Origin of the sequence: Mesorhizobium sp. M1E.F.Ca.ET.041.01.1.1 (assembly GCF_003997355.1) — a bacterium.
GTDB lineage: Bacteria > Pseudomonadota > Alphaproteobacteria > Rhizobiales > Rhizobiaceae > Mesorhizobium.
This window is the reverse complement of sequence record NZ_RZSL01000486.1, coordinates 1-4746: the sequence shown is the minus strand read 5'-3', so window position 1 is coordinate 4746 and position 4746 is coordinate 1. Positions and strand designations below refer to the sequence as shown.

6 protein-coding genes are annotated in these 4746 nt (G+C 63.2%); 2 read left to right on the top strand and 4 right to left on the bottom strand.

Annotated features, from left to right (window positions below; genetic code table 11):
- Window positions 1-19 precede the first annotated feature (19 nt).
- The gene (locus EOA38_RS28445; RefSeq protein ID WP_189434976.1) at window positions 20-733 is read left to right on the top strand and encodes an SMC-Scp complex subunit ScpB; all 714 of its coding nucleotides are present in this window, start codon (window positions 20-22) and stop codon (window positions 731-733) included.
- A 98-nt stretch (window positions 734-831) separates the two neighbouring features.
- On the opposite strand, the gene EOA38_RS28440 is transcribed toward EOA38_RS28445, so the two are convergent.
- The 3 genes from EOA38_RS28440 to EOA38_RS28430 are packed head-to-tail and all read right to left on the bottom strand — an operon-like array spanning window position 832 to window position 3149.
- Complete coding sequence (locus EOA38_RS28440) at window positions 832-1836, bottom strand: LLM class flavin-dependent oxidoreductase (protein ID WP_189434974.1); 1005 nt, start codon at window positions 1834-1836, stop codon at window positions 832-834.
- A 55-nt stretch (window positions 1837-1891) separates the two neighbouring features.
- The gene (locus EOA38_RS28435; RefSeq protein ID WP_127300790.1) at window positions 1892-2296 is read right to left on the bottom strand and encodes a DoxX family protein; all 405 of its coding nucleotides are present in this window, start codon (window positions 2294-2296) and stop codon (window positions 1892-1894) included.
- 7 nt (window positions 2297-2303) lie between these two features.
- Window positions 2304-3149 (bottom strand): NAD(P)H-binding protein, encoded by an 846-nt coding sequence (locus EOA38_RS28430; RefSeq protein WP_127300789.1) that lies wholly within the window; start codon window positions 3147-3149, stop codon window positions 2304-2306.
- A gap of 117 nt (window positions 3150-3266) precedes the next feature.
- Between EOA38_RS28430 and EOA38_RS28425 the strand changes: the two genes are divergently transcribed.
- Window positions 3267-3668: a helix-turn-helix domain-containing protein gene (locus EOA38_RS28425; RefSeq protein ID WP_127300792.1), complete on the top strand. Its 402-nt coding sequence runs from the start codon at window positions 3267-3269 to the stop codon at window positions 3666-3668.
- A gap of 81 nt (window positions 3669-3749) precedes the next feature.
- Here EOA38_RS28425 and EOA38_RS28420 read toward each other — a convergent pair.
- The coding region (locus tag EOA38_RS28420) for a TniQ family protein (protein ID WP_127300788.1) at window positions 3750-4746 on the bottom strand (997 nt) is incomplete at its 5' end.

Sequence of the window (4746 nt, the reverse complement as noted above, 5' to 3'; positions counted from 1 at the left end):
TCTACGGGCTGTGACGACGATGGCGGAAGCGACGCGCGCCAGAACAGGGAAGGGTCGGCCAGACGACAGTCGATCAGGCGACCGCCTGTTCGATCGCGAGTTGGATCATCTGCCGCCGGAGGTGCGCTGGCGCGAATGGATGAACCGCGTCGAGGCAACGATCTTCGCTGCCAGCGAGCCGGTCGGCCGTGAGACGCTGGCGCGGATCGTCGGCAGGAGCTGCAGCATCGACCTCTTGATCGACGACATTCGCGAGGAGCTGCGCGGTCGCCCTTACGACCTGGTCGCCGTTGCCGGCGGTTGGAAGCACCTGACCCGTCCGGCTTATGCCGATGCGATCCGCGCGGCCGTCGGCGCAAGTGAACGGGCGGTCGACCTCACGCAGTCGGAAGTGCTGGCGCTGATGTGCATCGCCTATTTCCAGCCGATCACCCGCGCGGAACTTTCCAGCTTCTTCGGCAAGGAGATCAGCCGCGACCTGATCGGCAACCTGCGTGGCTTCGGCTTCATCGCATCCGGCCCGCGCGCGCCACAGCCCGGAGCGCCCTATACCTACGTTACGACCAAAGAGTTCCTGCTGGAGTTCGGCCTTGAAACCCTTCGCGATCTCCCCGACTTCGAGGCGCTCGAAGATGCGGGCTTGCTCAGCAAGGAAAAGCTGCTGGCCGGCGATATCATGCCCGAGTTCTCCGGCGGCGAAGCACAGGGCGCCGGAATCGAAATCGAAGACTAAGCCGTCAGCAAGAAATCATAGAATGGCGGCAAGTGGGTGGGAAGGCGACAGTCCGCTACTCAGCGTTCTAACTGAAGAAGCTGACTTGCCTCCGCGCTTCATCGAAGCTGGTCAGCCACCTTTGACGCCATGAGCTCTATGCCCTTAGCGATGGTCTCGAAACGCGGGGCGCCGACATCGATCTGGCCAACGTAGCGGTAAGCGCCGGTCGCTTCTTTGAGCATGGAAATCTTGTCTACGACCTGCTGCACGGACCCGCCGACGAAGGTGCCTCGGGGCGACAGCATGTGGGCATAGGTCGCTGCCGGGATCGGCCCGCGGAACATGCGCCGCATGTACGCTGAATAGTACCGGTAAAAGTCATGCTCAGTCTCCCGCGCCGTCTCGGTGACATGGAAATGCGAGAACAGTGCGATCTTGGCGTCCTCCTGGCGACGCCCGGACTGCGCCCATACAGCGCGGTAATAGGCCGCAATTTTGGCATACCCTTCCATGCTGCCCCCAAGCACCGGAATCACCAGTGGGTAGCCCAGCTTCGCGGCACGACCGACGCTGCCCTGGCTTAGCGCACCAATCGACACTGGCAGCTTCGGCTGGTGCGGACGGGGCGCGATCTCGGCAACCTGCAGCGGCGCCCGGAACTTGCCGGACCAGGTAACGCGCTCGTTGGCGTTCAGCAGTTCAAACAACTGCAACTTCTCAGCAAAGAGCGCATCGTAGTCCTTCATGTCGAAGCCGAAGAGCGGAAAGTTGTCGTTGAACGCACCGCGACCGAAGATGATCTCGACGCGGCCGCCCGACACGAGGTCGGCCATCGAGAACTCCTGGAAAGTGCGAACCGGATCGGCGGTGCTTAACAGCGTCGAGGCACTGGTGAAACGGATGCGCTTTGTCGCAGCGGCTAGGCCCGAGATGAGCGTTGCGGTCGCTGAATTGACGAAGTCCAACCCGTGATGCTCGCCGATGCCGATGACATCGAGGCCGGCATCGTCGGCCAGCCTTGCCATGTCCATCAAACGCCGCATGCGCTCAACCGAAGTCGGCTTTTTGCCGGTGTTCGGGTCGGCCACGAGGTCGCCGAAGCTGTAGATGCCGAGTTCCATACACATTGTCCTTGTATGCCATCGGACCCGGGCGTGCCCCGGTCCGATGGTTTGATCAGGCGCTCGCGCCACGCAGGGCATCGAGCGAGCCGTGAGGCGACTGCTTACGGCGTGCGCGGTTCTGCGTCAGGAAAGAAACCGCCAGCAGCACGAGACCGATCAGAGACGGCGGCAGTCCAGCCCAGTCGGCGATGCCGATATGAGCGCCGGCAGCCAGGATCAGGTGGAAGAACATGCCGGCATAAGCGAGGTCCGATAGCGCAACGCTGATACGCGAGAGGATAGTCGCCGCAGCCGCTAGCTTCACGACGCCCAGGACCGGCACGATGTATGCAGGATAGCCGAAGTTGGCGAACATGCCCTGCACCACGGAGATGCTGCTTAGGTAGAAGACGCCGCCCGCGACATACATCAGCGCCAGCAGGCCGGTGGCGATCCAGTAAACCCATTTGATGTTCATCGCGGACCTACTTCAGGTTCGCTGCGAGCACGTCGCGAAGGTCCTGGGGAGCTCGGCCAGCCAGCTTCTCAACGTCCCCTGTCACGACATCGAAGGCCCCATTCGCGAAGTCCTGCTGGATGCCGGCCACCGCGTTGATGACGAAGTCGGGTAGGCCCATCTGGGCCATACCACCCTTTAGCGCGTCTACCGGGATGGCTGCGAACGCGATCGGCTTCCCCACGATGTCGGCCAGAAGCGCCGCACGTTCCGCGCCCGTGTAGCTCTTGGCACCGGTGGCGTTGTAGATCGCGCCGACATGGCCTTCGCCCAGCACAATGCCGGCAGCGGCGGCAGCCACGTCTTCACGACCAACGAAGGCGACCTTGTTCTCGGCAAAGCCAGTGAGCATGCCCGACTGGGCAGCCGACTGGGCTTCCTGGGCCAAGGCCTCGGCATAGTAGTTCATGCGCAGAATCGTCCACTGGGCGGCGGTTTTGATCAACGCCTGCTCGCCGCGCCAGTAGGATGCGCCGATAGCCGGTTCGGCCTGCTCGCGGGTGCCGGCGGCCGACAGGAGAACGATATGCTTCACCCCGGCAGCGACGGCGGCGGCAATCGCGGCCTCGTTCTGCGAACCGCGCATGCCCGGGCGCAGGTCGCTGGTCGGGATGAGGATCACTTTGTCGAGGCCGGCATAGGCCGTGGCCAAAGTCTCGGGCTTGTCGTAGTCGCCGACCCGCCCTTCAACCCCATCCGAGCTCTTGGGGGTGCGGGAGATGGCGATGATCTTATGAACATTGTTGCGCGCCTGAAGCTCGCGGACGATAGCCTGTCCGAGGTTGCCACTTGCGCCGCTGACACCGATATTCATGATTGAACCTTCCGTTACGTTCCGTTAGTGCGTAGCGATATGAAGGTTCGTTCCTCGATGCGCAAGAACGCACGATTTTGAACGTCACGCACCTCTGAGTGCGTAATGGAGATGAAGATGGCACACCCGCAACTGAAGCCTGTCGAAGTCGACTACGCCGCGGAGGGTGAAGCCAATTGCAAGGCCCTCGGCCAGATCTTCGAGCGCATTGGCGACAAGTGGACCATCATGATCGTCGGTGCACTGTCCACGAGCGGCCCAATGCGGTTCAACGCCCTGCAGCGCGCCATTCCCGGTTTGTCGCACAAGATGCTGACGACGACGCTTCGCGGACTGGAGCGTGATGGCCTTGTGACCCGCACGGCCTTCGCGACCATCCCGCCGCGCGTCGACTACGAACTCACCGAGCAGGGTCGCTCGCTACATGAACCTCTGCTGGTTTTGGCATCCTGGGCTCGGTCGCAGCAGCCTTACATCGAGGGCGCACGGAAAAAGTTCGACGACCGCATCGCGGACTAGCCATTCGCGAACGACCGCCTTTAGGAACATGGCATGCGGCTATGAGCGGCCGAATTGGGGTCGCATGTTGACCGACGGCTTTCATGACATCGACTTCGAATGGCCCGTGATTGAGCTGCAGTTACCTCTTGTTGACGCGCGAGCGGTTCCACGCTGCATGACCCCAAAATAGGCAGTGAACAGCGCGGAGCGGTCGGCGACAGGCGGCGGGCTCCGCCGTGGCGAACCCTGGTGCGTCTCCAGGAATTCGGCAAAGCGTGCGATCAGCACCTTGTGGCCGCCCGCGGCCACGATCATCCAGCGCCGGTATGCGCCAGCGCAGTCTATGTCGTTCACAAGCCAGTCAGGAGGTTTAGCTGCGAGCGCCTCGAAGCAGCGAATTCGCGCAGTGGTCGACAGATTCGTGAGCGTCCTCCCCGAGCGGACATCGGCGGCGACCGGCGTACGCAGCACGCGGGAGACGGCGTTACTGGCTTTGGCCGAACCCTTGGCCGTCTCCACCCTGCATATATCCGCGATCGCCCGTTCCAGCCGACGTGCGGCCGCCTTCACTGAGGCCTTCGGAGCAGCGCGAAGGTCGAACCCGCATCGTACGCAAAAATGCTGCGGGACCAGCTCGCCCTGGTCGAAGGCCGCGATGCCGGCGCGGCAGGCCGGGCATCGATCGCGAAGCCCGCAGCCATGCGCGAAGCATGACACACGCGATGCGAGCCTCCACTGCAGCCGAAAATAAGGCGCATCGTCCGTTGCGAGGCATTGGGGGCAGTACTGCATCCAAGTCGAACGGTTCCGGTGCGTGCTGTCGCGCAGCGGCAGCAAGAGGGCGGCCATTGCACAGCCGCTCATCGTCATCGCTCCGACCACTTCCTGCGGAACGCCCGTCTGGTCGGCAAGCAATCCGGCGACATGGCGCGGAAGGAGAAGATCGAGGCGCGGCGACCACATTCTCTCGCCGAGCCCGAGAACGCCGGCGAACGACCGCGGCGCGATGCCGTTCGCGATCGCGAGACGGTGGAGCCAGCTCGACAGTAGCTCGTCCGGGAGCGGGTCGACGGAAACCGGCCAGCGTCCGTTGGCG